This window comes from Streptomyces sp. NPDC046881 (assembly GCF_040645015.1).
Taxonomy (GTDB): Bacteria; Actinomycetota; Actinomycetes; order Streptomycetales; family Streptomycetaceae; genus Streptomyces.
In genome coordinates, this window is record NZ_JBEYXJ010000157.1 from 1 (window position 1) to 15,009 (window position 15,009).

The 15,009-nt window shown below is 75.6% G+C and carries 14 protein-coding genes and 1 pseudogene; 10 read left to right on the forward strand and 5 right to left on the reverse strand.

What is annotated here, in order from left to right:
• Positions 1-31: 31 nt before the first annotated feature.
• Positions 32-796 carry a CDP-alcohol phosphatidyltransferase family protein gene (locus ABZ923_RS38365; protein WP_361482036.1) on the reverse strand — a complete coding sequence of 255 codons (765 nt, stop codon included), beginning with the start codon at positions 794-796 and terminating at the stop codon, positions 32-34.
• Positions 797-903: 107 nt separating this feature from the next.
• Between ABZ923_RS38365 and ABZ923_RS38370 the strand changes: the two genes are divergently transcribed.
• The 5 genes and pseudogenes from ABZ923_RS38370 to ABZ923_RS38390 form a co-directional block, all read left to right on the forward strand.
• Positions 904-1,893 (forward strand): dehydrogenase, encoded by a 990-nt coding sequence (locus tag ABZ923_RS38370; RefSeq protein WP_361482039.1) that lies wholly within the window; start codon positions 904-906, stop codon positions 1,891-1,893.
• A 110-nt stretch (positions 1,894-2,003) separates the two neighbouring features.
• On the forward strand, positions 2,004-2,402 hold the full coding sequence (locus tag ABZ923_RS38375; RefSeq protein WP_361482042.1) for a 6-carboxytetrahydropterin synthase: 399 nt from the start codon (positions 2,004-2,006) through the stop codon (positions 2,400-2,402).
• A complete protein-coding gene (locus ABZ923_RS38380) occupies positions 2,399-3,580 on the forward strand; it encodes a glycosyltransferase family 4 protein (RefSeq protein WP_361482045.1) in 1,182 nt (393 codons plus the stop codon). Before ABZ923_RS38375 ends, ABZ923_RS38380 begins: the two co-directional genes overlap by 4 nt.
• Positions 3,577-4,659 carry a class I SAM-dependent methyltransferase gene (locus ABZ923_RS38385; protein ID WP_361482048.1) on the forward strand — a complete coding sequence of 361 codons (1,083 nt, stop codon included), beginning with the start codon at positions 3,577-3,579 and terminating at the stop codon, positions 4,657-4,659. The genes ABZ923_RS38380 and ABZ923_RS38385 overlap by 4 nt, the downstream gene beginning before the upstream one ends.
• Positions 4,660-4,847: 188 nt before the next feature.
• Positions 4,848-5,831: pseudogene (locus tag ABZ923_RS38390) on the forward strand (lysylphosphatidylglycerol synthase transmembrane domain-containing protein); the annotation flags it as partial.
• 152 nt (positions 5,832-5,983) lie between these two features.
• On the opposite strand, the gene ABZ923_RS38395 reads toward ABZ923_RS38390, so the two are convergent.
• A complete protein-coding gene (locus ABZ923_RS38395) occupies positions 5,984-6,757 on the reverse strand; it encodes a creatininase family protein (protein WP_361482051.1) in 774 nt (257 codons plus the stop codon).
• Positions 6,758-6,796: 39 nt separating this feature from the next.
• Here ABZ923_RS38395 and ribA point away from each other — a divergent pair, with 39 nt between their 5' ends.
• From ribA to ABZ923_RS38415, 4 genes are all read left to right on the forward strand, one after another.
• A complete protein-coding gene (ribA, locus tag ABZ923_RS38400; protein ID WP_358636957.1) occupies positions 6,797-7,468 on the forward strand; it encodes a GTP cyclohydrolase II in 672 nt (223 codons plus the stop codon).
• A gap of 79 nt (positions 7,469-7,547) precedes the next feature.
• Positions 7,548-8,693, forward strand: coding sequence for an FAD-binding oxidoreductase (locus tag ABZ923_RS38405; protein ID WP_361482055.1), 1,146 nt, complete (start codon positions 7,548-7,550; stop codon positions 8,691-8,693).
• Positions 8,690-9,748: a saccharopine dehydrogenase gene (locus ABZ923_RS38410; RefSeq protein ID WP_361482058.1), complete on the forward strand. Its 1,059-nt coding sequence runs from the start codon at positions 8,690-8,692 to the stop codon at positions 9,746-9,748. The genes ABZ923_RS38405 and ABZ923_RS38410 overlap by 4 nt, the downstream gene beginning before the upstream one ends.
• Positions 9,745-10,899 carry a saccharopine dehydrogenase family protein gene (locus ABZ923_RS38415; RefSeq protein ID WP_361482061.1) on the forward strand — a complete coding sequence of 385 codons (1,155 nt, stop codon included), beginning with the start codon at positions 9,745-9,747 and terminating at the stop codon, positions 10,897-10,899. Before ABZ923_RS38410 ends, ABZ923_RS38415 begins: the two co-directional genes overlap by 4 nt.
• 12 nt (positions 10,900-10,911) lie before the next feature.
• On the opposite strand, the gene ABZ923_RS38420 is transcribed toward ABZ923_RS38415, so the two are convergent.
• The 3 genes from ABZ923_RS38420 to ABZ923_RS38430 form a co-directional block, all read right to left on the reverse strand.
• Entirely contained in the window at positions 10,912-12,135 is a 1,224-nt protein-coding gene (locus tag ABZ923_RS38420) for a serine hydrolase domain-containing protein (protein WP_361482064.1), read from the reverse strand.
• A 393-nt stretch (positions 12,136-12,528) separates the two neighbouring features.
• Positions 12,529-13,878: an MFS transporter gene (locus tag ABZ923_RS38425; RefSeq protein WP_361482067.1), complete on the reverse strand. Its 1,350-nt coding sequence runs from the start codon at positions 13,876-13,878 to the stop codon at positions 12,529-12,531.
• Entirely contained in the window at positions 13,875-14,456 is a 582-nt protein-coding gene (locus tag ABZ923_RS38430; protein WP_361482070.1) for a TetR/AcrR family transcriptional regulator, read from the reverse strand. Before ABZ923_RS38430 ends, ABZ923_RS38425 begins: the two co-directional genes overlap by 4 nt.
• A 90-nt stretch (positions 14,457-14,546) precedes the next feature.
• On the opposite strand from ABZ923_RS38430, the gene ABZ923_RS38435 reads away from it, so the two are divergent.
• Complete coding sequence (locus ABZ923_RS38435; RefSeq protein WP_361482073.1) at positions 14,547-14,984, forward strand: PPOX class F420-dependent oxidoreductase; 438 nt, start codon at positions 14,547-14,549, stop codon at positions 14,982-14,984.
• Positions 14,985-15,009: the final 25 nt, after the last annotated feature.

A 15,009-nucleotide genomic window follows, 5' to 3' on the forward strand; every position in this document is an offset into this window, starting at 1 on the left:
GTTGCCGGTCCGGGCCCTTCCTGCCCGTCGCTCAGCGCGCCGCCAGCTCCAGCAGCTGCGGCTGCTCGGCCGGCACCACCACCGGCATCCGCGCGTTCCGCCACAGCCACGCGACGTCCCGGCCGAAGGACCACACCAGCGAGCCCAGCGCCAGCAGCACGATCGCGAGGTTCACCGGCCCGGGCAGCAGCTCCGCGCCCGCCACGAGCAGGCACACGCCCTGCACCGCGGCGACGGTCTTGCGGGCGAACGACGGCGGCAGCGGCGCCGTCAGCCACGGCGCGACCCGGGCCGCGGCGACGAACGCGTATCGCATGCCGCCGATCAGCAGCACCCACGGCCCGAGCTGCGCCGACACGTACACGCTCAGCACCAGGATCAGGAACGCGTCGACCTCCATGTCGAAGCGCGCGCCGAGCGCGGAGGAGGTCCCGGTGCGGCGGGCGACCTTGCCGTCCACGCCGTCCAGCAGCAGCGCCACCGCGGTGAGCGCGACCAGCAGCGTCACCGGCGGCGCGCTCTCGAAGGAGTCCGCGACCAGCGCGGTCACCCCGCCGACCAGGATGGACCGGCCGAGCGTGACCCGGTTCGCGGGGCCGAAGGAGCGCAGCCGGGAGCGGTGCACGGCCCGGGAGAGGACCGCCCAGGTGGCGAACGCGAACACGAGTCCCGTCAGCCAGCCGACCGGCCCCATGCCGATCGCCGAGCCGAGCAGGGCCAGCAGCAGGATCTGCACGCCCGCTCCCACAGCGGTCTCCTGCTGGAGCCTCGCGTCATACGTGTTGTTCAGGGCCACCGCACACCCTCCGGCCGAGTGACAGAGTCGATCAACGCCGCGTACTGTGCGCGGCCTGTGCACAACTCGGTACGTGAACAACTTCCCGATCGTTCAGGAGGATGCCGATGAACCGGTCGGCCCGCGCGTTCTGGCTCCGCTCGCCCGGCCACGGAGAGCTGCGCGACGTCACCCTCGCGGAGCCCGCCGCGGACGAGGTCCTGGTGCGCGCGCTGTACTCCGGGGTGAGCCGGGGCACGGAGACGCTGGTCTTCCGCGGCGGGGTGCCGGACAGCCAACACGCCGTGATGCGGGCGCCGTTCCAGGAGGGCGACTTCCCGGGCCCGGTGAAGTACGGCTACCTGAGCGTCGGCGTGGTCGAGCAGGGCCCGGCTGAGCTGACCGGCCGTACGGTCTTCTGCCTGTATCCGCACCAGAGCCGTTACGTCGTTCCGGTGAGCGCCGTCACCGTGGTGCCCGAGCGGGTGCCCGCCGCACGGGCCGTCCTCGCCGGCACCGTCGAGACCGCCGTGAACGCCCTGTGGGACGCGCGCCCGCTGATCGGCGACCGGATCGCGGTGGTCGGCGGCGGCATGGTCGGCTGCGCGGTGACCGCGCTGCTCGCCCGCTTCCCCGGCGTCCGCCTCCAGCTGGTCGACGCCGACCCCGCCCGCGCCGAGACCGCCGAGGCGCTCGGCGTGGACTTCGCCGCCCCCGCCGACGCCCTCGGCGACTGCGACCTCGTCGTGCACGCCAGCGCCACCGAGGCCGGCCTCACCCGCGCCCTGCAACTCCTCGCCCCGGAGGGCACCGTCGTCGAGCTGAGCTGGTACGGCGACCGCAGCGTGGCCCTGCCGCTCGGCGAGGCCTTCCACTCCCGGCGGCTCACCGTGCGCAGCAGCCAGGTCGGCACCGTCTCCCCGGCCGCCCGCGCCGGCCGCACCTACGCCGACCGGATGGCGCTCGCCCTGGACCTGCTCGCCGACCCCGCGCTGGACGCGCTCATCACCGGGGAGAGCGCTTTCGAGGAACTCCCTTCCGTCATGCCCCGGCTGGCGTCGGGTGCGATCCCCGCCCTGTGCCACCGGGTGCGGTACCCGGAGACCGGCCTGACCTGAGAAAAGAGTGAGGAACGGCTGAACACGGGGAAGCGAAGAGCCGTACTACACGGCATCCCCCGGCGGGCAAGGCCGGGGGACCAGACGCGCCGCACCTGGAGGGTCGTCCGTTGTTCAGCATCACCGTCCGCGATCACATCATGATCGCCCACAGCTTCCGCGGCGAGGTGTTCGGGCCCGCGCAGCGACTGCACGGCGCCACGTTCCTCGTGGACGCGACGTTCCGCCGCCGGGAGCTGGACGAGGACAACATCGTGGTCGACATCGGCCTGGCCACCCGGGAACTGGCCGCCGTCACCGCCGAACTGAACTACCGCAACCTCGACGAGGAACCCGACTTCAAGGGCGTCAACACGTCCACCGAGTTCCTCGCCAAGGTCATCGCCGACCGGCTCGCCGAGCGGATCGGGAAGGGCGCCCTCGGCGAGGGCGCCAAGGGCCTCGACGGGATCACCGTCACCCTGCACGAGTCGCACATCGCCTGGGCGAGTTACGAGCGTGGCCTGTGACCGACCTGACCGTGGAGCGGGCGCGCCTCACCTACGTGCCCGCACAGCCCGCCGCCGCCGAGAATGCCGGAATCATCCCCATGTCCCTGCGCACCGTGCACTTCGTGATGCCGGGCGGCGTCGACGACCCGGCCGCGCCCAGCGGCGGCAACGCCTACGACCGCCGGGTCTGCCTGGACCTGCCCGGCTTCGGCTGGCAGGCCGTCCGGCACGCCGTGCCCGGCGGCTGGCCGCGCCCGGACGGCGCCGCCCGCGAGCGGCTCGCCCGCACCCTGCGGGACCTGCCGGACGACTCGGTCGTACTCCTCGACGGCCTCGTCGCCTGCGGCGTCCCGGAGATCGTCGTCCCCGAGGCCGCACGGCTGCGGCTCGCCGTCCTCGTCCACCTGCCGCTCGGCGACGAGACCGGCCTGGACCCCGCCGTCGCCGCCGACCTGGACGCCCGCGAACGGGCGGTGCTGCGGGCCGCGGGCGCGGTGATCGCCACCAGCGACTGGGCGGTCCGCCGGCTCGTCGCCCACCACGGCCTCGCCCCCGACCGGGTGCACACGGCCGCGCCCGGCGCCGACATCGCACCCCTCGCACCCGGCACCGACGGCGTCTCCCGGCTGCTGTGCGTGGCCGCCGTGACCCCGCGCAAGGGCCAGCACCGGCTGGTCGAGGCGCTCGCGGCGGTCCGGGACCTGCCGTGGACCTGCGAGTGCGTCGGCGGCCTCGGCCACGACCCCGCGTACGTCGCCCACCTGCGGGAACTGATCGCCCGGCACGGCCTCGCCGACCGCCTGCACCTGACCGGCCCGCGCTCCGGCGCCGCCCTCGACGCCTCCTACGCCGCGGCCGACCTGATGGTCCTCACCTCCTACGCCGAGACCTACGGCATGGCGGTCACCGAGGCCCTCGCCCGGGGCATCCCGGTCCTCGCCACCGACGTCGGCGGCCTGCCCGAGGCGGTCGGCCGCGCACCGGACGGCGGGGTGCCCGGCATCCTCGTGCCGCCGGAGGACCCGGCCGCGCTCGCCGCCGAACTGCGCGGCTGGTTCGGCGAACCCGACGTACGCCGCCGCCTCAAGGCCGCGGCCCGCGCGCGGCGCGCCGCGCTCGACGGCTGGGCGACCACCGCCCGCAGCCTGGCGGGAGTCCTCGGGCGGCTCCCGGAACCCCCGAGGAGGGCGGCATGAGCACGGTGCGCAAGGACGAGGCGGTGCCGGCCCGGTCCGGTTCGCAGGGGTTGATCCCGGCTCAGCCCGGGCCAGGGGAGGGGGAGTCCGTGCCGGAGACCACGAGGACCCGGAGCGAGGACGACCCGGCGGCGGACGGCGGGGAGCCCGGCACGGGCGCCGTCGCCTCCGTCATCGCCGGTGCCGGACCCGTGGGCCGCCCCGGCGAACGGGCCACCGTACGGCTGCGGGACGAGGATCCGCAGGAACCGCCGCGGTACGCGCCCGAGTGGCTCCAGCTGCGGGAAGACGCCGACGCGGCGGCCCGTTCGCCGGAACTCCTCGACCCCCTGCGGATCCGGCTGGCCAACCTGCCGGGCCGCTCGGGCGGACTGGTCGTGCACGACCTGGGCTGCGGCACCGGCTCCATGGGCCGCTGGCTCGCGCCCCGCCTGGACGGCGCCCAGCACTGGATCCTGCACGACCGCGACCCCTACCTGCTGCACTTCGCCGCGGTCGGCTCCCCGCGCTCCGCCGCCGACGGCAGCCGCGTCACGGTGGAGACCCGGCGCGGCGACGTCGCCCGGCTCACCCCGGACGCGCTGGCCGGGGCCTCGCTGGTGACCGCGTCCGCGCTGCTCGACGTCCTCACCCCGGACGACGTCGAGACCCTGGCGGACGCCTGCGCCGGCGCCGGCTGCCCGGCCCTGCTCACCCTCTCCGTCGCCGGACGCGTCGACCTCACCCCCGGGGACCCCCTCGACGCCGAGATCGCCGAGGCGTTCAACGCCCACCAGCGGCGCGACGGGCTGCTCGGCCCGGACGCGGTCACCGTGACCTGCGAGGCGTTCGCCGAGCGCGGGGCGACGGTCCGGCTGCACCCGAGCCCGTGGCGGCTCGGCCCCGGGCAGCGGGCACTCACCGAGCAGTGGCTGCGCGGCTGGGTGGGCGCGGCCGTCGAACAGCGCCCGGAGCTGCGCGAGCGCGCCGAGCGCTACCTGGACGAGCGGCTCGCCGCCTGCGCGTCCGGCACCCTGCGGGTCACCCTCCACCACAGCGACCTCCTCGCCCTGCCCCGCCCGAAGGGCGGCACACCGTGACCGGCCGGGCCGCGACGGCGGGAACGAGGAGGGTGCCGGAGGCGGTACGCGCGCGCGTGGCGCCGGGAACCGGCCCGGCGGGCACGCGCGGTGCGGGCCCGGCGCCGACGGCCGCTCCCCGTGCGGGCGGGACGCCGGCGCACGCCGTCCCCGCGCACGGGACACCGGCGAACGCGTCCCCCACGGGTGTGACTCCCGCCGACACCGCCCCCACGCCTGCCACGCCTGCCACGCCTGCCGCGCCGGCCGGAGAGGCCCCCTCCTGCGAGGCGGCCGGGACCCCGGCCGCCCCCAGCCCCCGGCGCCTCGGCTCCCCGGCGCTGCGCACCCGGCTGGGCACCCTCGCCGGGGCCGGCATCCTCGGGTTCCTGCTGTGGCGGCTCGGCACCGGAGCGCTGGTCGACGGGCTGCGGCGGATCGACACGGCAACGGTGCTGGCCGCGCTGGCGATCGGCGGCGTCACCACCGTGTTCAGCGCCTGGCGCTGGCAACTGGTGGCGCGGGGGCTGCGGCTGCGGCTCCCGCTGGGCCCCGCCGTCGCCGACTACTACCGGGCGCTGTTCCTGAACGCGGCCCTGCCCGGCGGGATCCTGGGCGACGTGCACCGGGCGGTCCGGCACGGACAGAGCGCGGGCGACGTCCGGCGCGGGGTGAAGGCGGTCGTCCTCGAACGTGTCGCCGGGCAGCTCGCGCTGGCCGTGGCCGGTGCGGCGGTGCTGCTGACCCTGCCGTCCCCGGTGCGCGCCGACGTCCGCGGCTTCGCCCCGCTCGCGGCCCTGGCCGCCGTCGGCGCGCTCGCCGTCGTCCTCGCCCTCCGGATGAACCGCCCGCCGGCCCGCACCGGCGGCGCCCTGCGCCGCACGCTCGGCGAGGCCCGCCGGGGCCTGGCGTCGCGGCACAGCGGCCCGGGTGTCGCGCTGTCCTCCGCGATCGTCCTCGCCGGGCACCTGCTGATGTTCGTCGTGGCGGCCCGGGTCGCCGGCTCGGCCGCCCCGGTCGCGGTGCTGCTGCCGCTCGCGGTGCTCGCCCTGCTCGCCATGGGACTGCCGCTGAACGTCGGCGGTTTCGGCCCCCGCGAGGGCGTCACCGCCTGGGCGTTCGGCGCGGCGGGGCTCGGCGCGGACACCGGGGTCGCGGTCGCCGTCGTCTACGGCGTGCTCAGCCTCGTGGCCAGCCTGCCCGGCGCCGCCGTCCTGGTGTGGCGCTGGTACGGGACCGTACGCACCCGCACCACGACCCCCGACCCCGGGCACGGCCTCGTGCCCGGTGACGGCCTGCCGGCCGGGGCCGCCCCCACGGGTCCCGGCCGCAGGTCCGCCCGGCGCTACTTCCGTCCCGTGGGCGAGGTGAGCAGCGCGAGATACGGCTCGAAGGATTCCGTGAGGCTCGCCAGCAGTTCCTTTCCCTTTTCCGCCGAACCGAGGGAAGGACGGCCGATGACGCCCGATTCGGTATAGGCGGACATTCCCACGGTGAGCAGATGACGACGGTCGTCGGCGGTGAAATCGGCGGACTCGTGACCAGGGCGGACGAATTCGGGGTGAGCGTGCAGCAGAATCGAGGTCTCGATTTCTCCCGCGTGCATGTCGGTGAGCAGCGAGGTGACCACCCCGGACCGCTCCCGTGCCGCCTCCCAGTCCTCGGCGGCCGGGAACAGCGCCATCCGCTCGCCGCGCGCGGAAGCCTCCTGGACGACGTTGCCCAGCACGTAGTTGCCGCCGTGCCCGTTGACCACGACCAGCGCGTCCACGCCCGAGCGGCGCAGCGACGCCGCGATGTCCGAAACCACCGCGTGCAGGGTCACCGCGGAGATGCTGACCGTCCCCGGCCAGGCCGCGTGCTCGTGCGAGCAGGAGACGGTCACCGGCGGAAGGAGGTGCACCGGGTACGCGGCGGCGATCTCCCGCGCGACGGCGCAGGCGACCAGCGTGTCGGTGGCCAGCGGAAGGAACGGACCGTGCTGTTCGAAACTCCCCACGGGAAGGACGGCCACCTGTGCTGAAACGCCCGCCCCCCGGCTCCGTACGTCCTGCGTGGTGTCCGTCGGCATCACGCCGCTCACCGCCCCGTACACCGCCCGCGCGCCCGAACCACTCATCTTTTCACGGCCTTTCGTCTCTGCTATAGGAATCAGATCATGACAGAAAACACCGGCGTCAACATCGGCGTACTCGGCACGAAGTCCCCGCGGCGTTCGGGCGCCGAACGCGTGGTGAATGCACCGCTGCCCACCGTGTACGGGAAATTCCAGGCGGTCGGCTACCTGGACCACGACCGCGGTGACGAGCAAGTGGCCCTGGTGTACGGCGAGATCGGCGCCGAGAACGTGCTGGTCCGGCTGCACTCGGAGTGCCTGACCGGGGACGCGTTCGGCTCCCGGCACTGCGAGTGCGGGGACCAGCTGGAGGCCGCGATGCGCGCCGTGGTCACCGAAGGCAGCGGCATCGTCGTCTACTTGAGGGGGCACGAGGGCCGCGGCATCGGCCTGCTCGCCAAGCTGCGCGCGATGGCCCTGCAGGCGGAGGGCCTGGACACGGTGGAGGCGAACCTCGCGCTGGGCCTGCCGGTCGACGCCCGCGACTACCGCGTGGCCGCCGAGATCCTGCGCGACCTCGGGGTGCGCTCGGTACGGCTGATGTCCAACAACCCGCGCAAGCGGGAGGCGCTGGTCCGGCACGGCGTCCAGGTCGCCGAGCAGGTGCCGCTGCTGATCGAGCCGTGCGAGAGCAACATCACCTACCTGCGGACCAAGCGGGAGCGGATGGACCACCACCTGCCGCACCTGGACGCCGTCGCGCACGGCTCCTGACGCCCGGCCGCCGATTCGGCGGGCCGCCGTCCGGAAAGGATCAGGCGACAGGTGTGCGGCGCGGTGAGGGAGGCGGCGGGTGAACCTTCGGGCCGATGCGGTCATCGTCGGCGGCGGGGTGATGGGCACGAGCATCGCCTGGCACCTGGCGCGCGCCGGAGTACGGGACGTCGTCCTCGTCGAACGGGACGAACTCGCCGCCGGCTCCACCTCCAGAGCCGCCGGCGGCGTACGGGCGCAGTTCTCCGACGAGCTGAACATCCAGCTCGGCGCGCGCAGCCTGGAGGCGTTCGGCCGCTTCGAGGAGGAGGTCGGGCAGGACATCGGGCTGCACCGGGTCGGCTATCTCTTCCTGCTCTCCACGCCCGGGCAGGTGGCCTCCTTCGAGGCGGGCGTGCGGCTGCAGAACTCCCTCGGGGTGCCCAGCCGCCTGCTCACCCCCCGGGAGGCCCGCCGGCTCTCCCCGCTGATCCGCACCGACGGGCTGCTGGCCGCCGCGTACTCCCCGGACGACGGGCACTGCACCCCCGAGGCCGTCGTCCACGGCTACGCGCGGGCCGCCCGCGCCCACGGCGCCCGCATCCTGCGCCACACCGAGGTCACCGGCATCGAACTGCGCGGCGCCACCATCACCGCGGTCGCCACGACCCTCGGCCGGATCGAGACCGGCACCGTGATCTGCGCGGCCGGCGCCTGGTCCCGGGCGGTCGGCGCCTTGGTGGGCGTGGACCTGCCGGTACGGCCGCTGCGCCGGCAGATCGCCGTCACCGAACCGGTGCCCGGCCTGCCGGCCACGCTGCCCATGACCATCGACTTCACCACCAGCCTCTACTTCCACCGGGAAGGCCCCGGCCTGCTGCTCGGCATGTCCGACCCGGACGAGAAGCCGGGCTTCGCCACCGACACCCACGACCGCTGGATCCCGCGGCTCGCCGAGGCGATGCAGCAACGCGCGCCCGCCCTGCTGGAGCTGCGCCGCACCGGCGGCTGGGCCGGCCTGTACGAGATCACCCCGGACCACAACGCCCTGATCGGCGAGGCGTCCACGGTATCCAGGTTTCTGTATGCAACCGGCTTCTCCGGGCACGGCTTCCTCCAGGGACCCGCCGTCGGCGAGATCGTCCGCGACCTGTACCTCGGCCGCGTACCCTTCGTGGACATCAGCCCCCTGCGCGCCGGCCGGTTCGCGGCCGACGCCCCGCGTCCGGAGGCCAACCTGGTATGACCCGGCTTCATCTGTGGCTGCGCCACGAGCCCCGTACGACCGAACGGCGCACGCCCGTCGTGCCCGCCGACGCCCGCCGGCTGGTCGGCAGCGGAGTGACGCTGACCGTCGAGGAGTCCCCGCAGCGGATCTTCCCCGTCGAGGAGTACGAGGCGGCCGGCTGCCGCCGCGCCCCGGCGGGCTCCTGGGTGACCGCACCCCGGGACGCCGTGATCCTCGGCCTGAAGGAACTCCCCGACGAACCGGCCGAGTTGCGGCACCGGCACATCTTCTTCGGGCACGCCTACAAACGGCAGCCGGGCGCCGCCGCACTGCTGCGCCGGTTCGCGGCCGGCGGCGGGGCGCTGCTGGACCTGGAGTACCTGGTGGACGACGAGGGCCGCCGGCTGGCCGCCTTCGGCTTCTGGGCGGGCTACCTGGGCGCCGCGCTCGCCGTGCTCCGGCACCGGGGCCGGCTGACGGCGCCGCTCACCCCGACGGCCAAGGACGACCTGGACGCCGCCCTGCGCCCCCGGGCCGGGGACGCGGAGTTCACGGCGCTGGTGATCGGCGCCCTCGGGCGCAGCGGCCGGGGCGCGTCGGCCGCCTTCCGGACGGCGGGCGTCGAGGCGACCCGCTGGGACCTGGCGGAGACCCGCGACCTGGACCGGCGCGCCCTGCTCGGGCACGACGTGCTGGTGAACGCGGTCCTCGCCACCAGCCTGGTCCCGCCGTTCCTGCGCGAGGAGGACCTGGACTCCCCGGCCCGCCGGCTGCGCACCGTGTGCGACGTCACCTGCGACGTCGGCTCCCCGTTCAACGTGCTGCCGGTCTACGACCGCACCACGGACTGGACCGAGCCGGTGCGCCGGCTGCGCGAGGAACCGCCGCTGGACCTGATCGCCATCGACAACCTGCCGTCCCTGCTGCCCCGGGAGTCCAGCACCGACTTCTCGGCGGCCCTGCTGCCGCAGCTGCTCGCGTTCGGCCCGGGCGGCGCCTGGGGCCGCTGTCTCGACCGGTTCCACCAGGCCTGCCGCGAACTCGGCCTCGGGGAAGAGGAGGGGCCGTCGTGACCGGCCGTGTCCCGGCGAGCGGCACCGTCCACTGGGTCGGCGCCGGGTTGTCCACCGGCAGCGGAACGGCCGCGCTGTGCGCCTCGGCCGGCCGGGTCCTGCTGTGGCACCGCACCGCCGACCGGGCGGCCGAGGCCCTGGCCGGCCTGGGGCTGACCGGCCGCGCCGAGCCCCGCGCCCTCACCCCGGGCGCCCTCGCCGCCGCACTGGAGCCCGGGGACACCGTGGTGTCGATGCTGCCGGCGCCGGAGCACGCCGGGCTGCTCGCCGCCTGCGTGCGCGCCGGGGCGCACTTCGCGTGCTCCAGCTACGTGTCGCCGGAGCTGGCACAGCAGGTGCCGGCGGCGCGGGCGGCGGGCGTGGTCGTGCTCACCGAGGCGGGCCTGGACCCCGGCATCGACCATCTCTTCGCGCACAGCCTGATCGGCCGGGCCCGGGCCCGGATCGGCGAGCACACCCCGGCCGCCTACCGGCTCACCTCCTACTGCGGCGGCGTCCCGGCCGTGCCGAACGCGTTCCGCTACCGCTTCAGCTGGGCCCCGCTCGGCGTGCTGAACGCTCTGCGCTCGCCCGCGCGGTACCTGGAGGACGGCGTCGAGGCCACGGCCGAGCGCCCCTGGGAGGCGACCCGGCCGCTCGTCCTGGGCGGCGAGACGTTCGAGGCGTACCCCAACCGCGACAGTGTCCCGTTCCTCGCCCAGTACGACCTGCCCGCCGCCTGGACCCCGCGCACCTTCGTGCGGGGCACCCTGCGGCTGGACGGCTGGCTGAAGGCGTGGCAGCCGGTCTTCGAGGAGCTGACGGCCGGCGACGACGAGCGGATCGCCGCGCTGGCCCGGGAGCTGGCGGCGGCCCACCCCACCACCGGGGCCGACCGCGACCGGGTGGTGCTCTCCGTCTCCCTGGAGGTCGACACGGGCGCGGGCCGCCCCTGGACCGGCGCCTACCTGCTCGACGCGACCGGTGACGCCGAGGAGTCCGCGATGGCCCGCTGCGTCTCCCGCCCGCTGGCCCTCGGCGTCCGGCACATCCTGGACGGCAGCCTGCCGGCCGGCCTGCACCGGGCGGCGGAGACCGCCCAGCGCGCGGACCGCTGGCTCGCCGAACTCGCGGGGGAGGGACTGGAGTTCAGGCTGACCCTGGGGCAGTAGCCGGCCGGCGGGTCAGTCCGTCACCGCCTCGTGCACCAGCCGCCGCAGCTCGGGGAAGACCTTCAGCTTCTTCGGGCGCACCTGGGTCATGAACTGCACGGTCAGGTCCCGGGCCGGGTCGACCCAGAACGCGGTGGTCGCCACGCCGGTCCAGCCGTAGGTGCCGAGGCGGGACGGGGCGAGGGTGCGTGCCGGGTCGGTGACGACGGAGACGTTGAAGCCGAAGCCGAGGCCGTCGTTGCCCGGTTCCCGGTGGACCGGCGTGCCGAACGAGCCGATGGTGGCTCCGCCCGGCAGCTGGTTGCGGGTCATCAGGGCGAGCGTCCGCGGGGCCAGCAGCCGTACGCCGTCCAGCTCGCCGCCCCGGCGCAGCAGCTCCATGAACCGGTGGAAGTCGTGGGCGGAGGAGACCAGGCCGCCGCTGCCGGACAGGAACCGGGGCCGGCCGTGCACCGGCAGTCCCGGGGCCGGCTCGATCCCGCCCGCGTCGGTCTCGCCGTACATCTCGGCCAGGCGGGGCGCCTGTTCGGGGGTGACGTGGAAGCCGGTGTCGGTCATGCCGAGCGGACGCAGGATCCGCTCGGTGAAGAAGGCGTCCAGGGGCTGCCCGGAGACCACCTCGACGACCCGGCCCAGCACGTTGGAGGCGACCGAGTAGTTCCACCGGGTGCCCGGGTCGAACTGCAGCGGCAGCCGCGCGTACAGCTCGACGGTCTCCGCGAGGTCTTTGCCGGGCGGCACCGAGTACTCCAGGCCGGCCTCGCGGTACAGCGCGTCCACGGGGTGGCGGTGGTAGAAGCCGAAGGTGAGGCCGGCGGTGTGGGTGAGCAGGTGCCGGATCAGGATCGGGCCGGCGGCCGGGCGGGTACGGACGTCGGCGCCCGAACCCTCCACGTACACACGGGGGTCGGCGAAGGCGGGCAGATGACGGTCCAGCGGGTCGTCCAGGGACAGCCGGCCCTCCTCGGCCAGCAGCAGCACCGCGACCGCGGTGACCGGCTTGGTCATCGAGTAGATCCGCCACAGCGTGTCCGTCTCGACCGGCAGCCCGGCCGCCACGTCCCGCAGACCGTACGTGGTCAGGTGCGCGACCCGGCCGCCGCGGGCCACGGACACCAGGTAGCCGGGCAGCCGGCCCGCGTCGACGTGCCCGGCGAAGTGCCGGTCCAGGCGGTCCAGTGCCCCGGCGTCCAGCCCCGCCTGTGCCGGCTCCACGTCCTGTCGCAGCTGTGCCATCGCTCTCCTCCGGTCGCGTCGTCAGCGGTACGTCCCGGCCGCCCTGCCGGCCCCGCCCCTCATCGTCGCGCAGGACTCACCACCGGGACCGGTTCATCCGGGGCGTGTGTGACCGAGACGACGACCGACCGGGGCGGCGCGGGTACGGGGCGGTTGTCCGGGCGGTGCTCCGGCCCCGGGCTCGTCGTGGTGCGGGACTGCCTGCCGGGTTGGGCTCGGTCGGGGTGTGGGTGATCGGCATGCCTGCTGGGGGCGGCTGTCGGCGGTCCTCCGGCCCCGCCGCTCATCGTGGTGCCGGACCGCCCGCCGGGACCGGTTCGTCCGGGGCGTGGGCGGGCGGTACGGCGCCGGGTGGCCGGGGCGGTTGTCCCACCGGTCCTCCGGCCCCGCCGCTCATCGTGGTGCCGGACCGCCCGCCGGGACCGGTTCGTCCGGGGCGTGGGCGGGTGGCTCGGTGCCGGGTGGGCCCGGCAGTGCGCGGGTCGCGGGGAGGGCGAGGGCGGGGAGGGCCGCCAGGGCGAGCAGGGCCGGGCCGGGGCCGGCGGTGAGCAGTGCCGTCGCGCCGGCCACGCCCACGGCGGGGCCGATGTTCAGCGCGGTCTGCTGCAGCCCGCCCGCCACCCCGGCCGCCGCCACCTCCGCCCGCCGTACGACCACCTGCGTGGCCGCCACCATCACCGTCCCGAACCCGGCGCCCAGCAGCGCGAACCCGCAGCCGAGGGCGGGCGTGGCGGTGGCCCCGGACAGCACGAGCACGCCGAGCGCGAGCACCGCCGTGGCCCCCGCGGTCGCCGCCCGGGCGCCGCACCGGCGCAGCAGCGCGGGGCACAGCGCGGCCGACAGCACCATGAGCACCGCGAGCGGCAGGCTGCGCAGGGCGCTGCCGAACGGATCGAGGCCGAGGCGGCGCTGCAGGACGTACGTGGCGACGAACAGGGTGCCGAACAGGGACGCGGAGACGGCGACCAGGACCCCGAGCGCCGCCCCGACCGCACGGGAGCCGATCACCCGCGGCGGCAGCAGCGGACCCGCCGTGCGCCGCTCGTGCCGGACGAGGACGGCCGCCGTCACCGCGGACAGGGCGAGACCCGCCCCGGAGACGGGCCGGGCCGTGACGGCGTACACCAGGCAGCCCAGCGTCACCGCGAGCAGGACGGCGCCGGGCAGGTCCAGCGGGGTCCGGGCGGGTACCGGGCGCCGGCCGGGCCGCAGCAGGGCTGGCAGGCCGAAGGCGAGCGCGGGCGGCACGTTGACGAAGAACACCGCCCGCCAGCCCAGACCGGTCACCAGAGCGCCGCCCACCAGCGGCCCCGCTGCCGCCGCCAGCCCGATCGCGGCGGTCCGCACGGCCAGCGGTGACGCCAGCCGGTCCGGGGGATACGCGGCCCGCAGCATGCCCAGCGTGGCCGGCTGCAGCAGCGCGCCGAACACGCCCTGCACCACCCGCAGTCCGATCACCCAGCCCACCCCGGGCGCGAGGCCGATCCCGGCGGAGGCGGCGCCGAAGCCCAGCATGCCGATCCCGAACAGCCGCCGCTGCCCGTACCGGTCGCCGAGCCGTCCGGCGAACACCAGCAGGCTCGCCACCGCCACGAGGTAGCCGGTGCTGGTCCACTGCACCTGGGCGAACGACGCGTGCAACTCCCTTTGCAGGCTGGGCTGGGCGACCGTGAGGACCGTACCGTCCAGCGCGACGATCACCGCGCCCGCCACGCTGCTCGCCAGCGTCCAGGGCCGGTTCACCGCCCGTCCCCGGGACCGAGGTGCGCGGTCAGCACGGCGTCGAGCAGTGCCCCCGAGTCCTCGTCGCCTAGCGCCAGTTGGAGACTGCGCCAGCGCCACAGCTGGGCGATCCCGTGCAGGTTCGCCCACAGCGCGGCCGCCACCCGCCGGGCGTCGGCAGCCGGGTCCGCCGCGCCGATCAGCTCCGCCAGCAGCGAGAACAGCGGGAGGCTCGTCTCCCGCAGGCCCGACTGCCCGCTGTCCAGCAGATCGTGACGGAACATCAGCTCGTACATGCCGGGCCGCTCCCGCGCGAACTCCAGGTACGTCCGCGCCAGCGCGGCCACCCGGGCGCGGGGCCCGCCGGCCTCCCGCTCCAGCGTCGCCTGCGCCCGCCCGGCCAGCTCGGCGAAGCCCCGCCGGGCGATGGCGGACAGCAGTTCGCGGTGGGTGGGGAAGTAGCGGCGCGGCGCCCCGTGCGAGACGCCCGCGCGCCGGGCGATCTCCCGCAGGGTCAGCGCCTGCGGTCCCTCCGCGGCCAGCAGTTCCACGCCCACGTCGACCAGCCGGGCCCGCAGGCCCGCGTCGGAGTCAGTCATGGACACTGTCTACCAGGCCGCCGTAGACACTGTCTACCGATCGTCGTGCGGCAGGGAATGCGCGGGGCGCCCGCACGAGTTGACCCGGATATGACCCAGGACTCCTCGCAGGACGCGCTGCTCGGCCTGCTCTCCGAAGGCCACGCCGGCGTACTCGTCACCCTCCGGCGCGACGGCCGCCCCCAGCTGTCCAACGTCAGCCACGCCTACTACCCCGACGAGCGGATCATCCGGATCTCGGTCACCGACGGCCGCGCCAAGACCCGCAACCTCCGCCGGGACCCGCGCGCCTCGTACCACGTCACCAGCGACGACCGCTGGGCGTACACCGTCGCCGAGGGCACCGCCGAACTGACCCCGGTCGCCGCCGACCCGCACGACGACACGGTGGAGGAGCTGATCCGGCTCTACCGGGACGTCCTCGGCGAACACCCGGACTGGGACGACTACCGGGCCGCGATGGTCCGCGACCGCCGCCTGGTGGTGCGGCTGCGCGTCGAGCGGGCGTACGGCATCCCGAAGGGCTGAGCGGCGCCCCGGCCGCGGCTCAGCC